This window comes from Actinomadura sp. BRA 177 (assembly GCF_013372625.1).
Lineage (GTDB): Bacteria > Actinomycetota > Actinomycetes > Streptosporangiales > Streptosporangiaceae > Spirillospora.
On sequence record NZ_JABXFD010000616.1, the window covers coordinates 1 to 1,060 of the forward strand.

2 protein-coding genes are annotated in these 1,060 nt (G+C 68.4%); both read left to right on the forward strand.

All coding sequences use genetic code 11. The features are described 5' to 3' along the window. Positions 1–185 precede the first annotated feature (185 nt). The gene (gene rpsR / locus HUX53_RS34580; protein ID WP_019631633.1) at positions 186–422 is read left to right on the forward strand and encodes a 30S ribosomal protein S18; all 237 of its coding nucleotides are present in this window, start codon (positions 186–188) and stop codon (positions 420–422) included. 18 nt (positions 423–440) lie between these two features. Beyond that, on the forward strand, positions 441–887 hold the full coding sequence (gene rplI / locus HUX53_RS34585; RefSeq protein ID WP_176407486.1) for a 50S ribosomal protein L9: 447 nt from the start codon (positions 441–443) through the stop codon (positions 885–887). Positions 888–1,060 lie beyond the last annotated feature (173 nt).

Consider the following 1,060-nt stretch of genomic DNA (forward strand, 5'->3'; position numbering starts at 1 on the left):
GAGAGGTGTATAAGGGACAGGGCCAGCCGGGCGCCCCCCCCGCCGACCCCTGGGCCACCGGCGGCGGTGGCGGCGGCTACTCCGACGACCCGCCGTTCTAGTCCGGCCGGCTCCGGCGCGACCACGGCAACACCAAGTACACGTCCATTCCCGCGTGAGCGGGGCTCTCCCAAAGGAGCACCACGATGGCGAAGCCACCTCCCCGCAAGCCCAAGAAGAAGGTTTGCGTTTTCTGCCAGGAGAAGATCTCCTACGTCGACTACAAGGACACGGGCCTGCTGCGGAAGTTCATCTCCGACCGCGGCAAGATCCGTGCCCGGCGGGTGACCGGCAACTGCACCCAGCACCAGCGGGACGTCGCCACGGCGATCAAGAACGCCCGCGAGATGGCGCTGCTGCCGTACACCAGCACCGCGCGCTGAGGCAGGGGGTTATAGATCATGAAGCTCATCCTGACCCAGCAGGTCTCCGGGCTCGGCGAGCCCGGTGACGTCATCGAGGTCCGCGACGGCTACGGCCGCAACTACCTCGTCCCCCGCGGGTTCGCGATCCAGTGGACCCGGGGTGGCGAGAAGCAGATCGACTCGATCAAGAAGGCGCGTTCGGCCCGCGAGATCGCGACCGTCGAGCACGCCAAGGAGGTCGCCGACCAGCTCGGCGGCCTGCGCGTCACGCTGCGCACCCGCACCGGCAGCAACGGCCGCCTGTTCGGCGCCGTGACCGCCGCCGACATCGCCGAGGCGGTCAAGGCCGCCGACGGCCCTGACCTGGACCGCCGCCGCATCGAGATCGGCAACCCGATCAAGACCGTCGGCACCCACCGGGTCAGCGTCCGCCTGCACAGCGACGTCAACGCCACCATCGACGTCAACGTCGTCGAGGCCTGACACCGCCGCACCGGCCGATCGGCCCCCGAGCCCCCAGGGCCCGGGGGCCGTTCCATACCCACCTCCCCGACCAACGCACCACTCTCTTATACCCATCCGACGCTGCCGACGAAAAGGAAAGTGTAGACCTCGGCGGCGGCCGTCACCATAACACAAAAAGAACAGAAACGCAG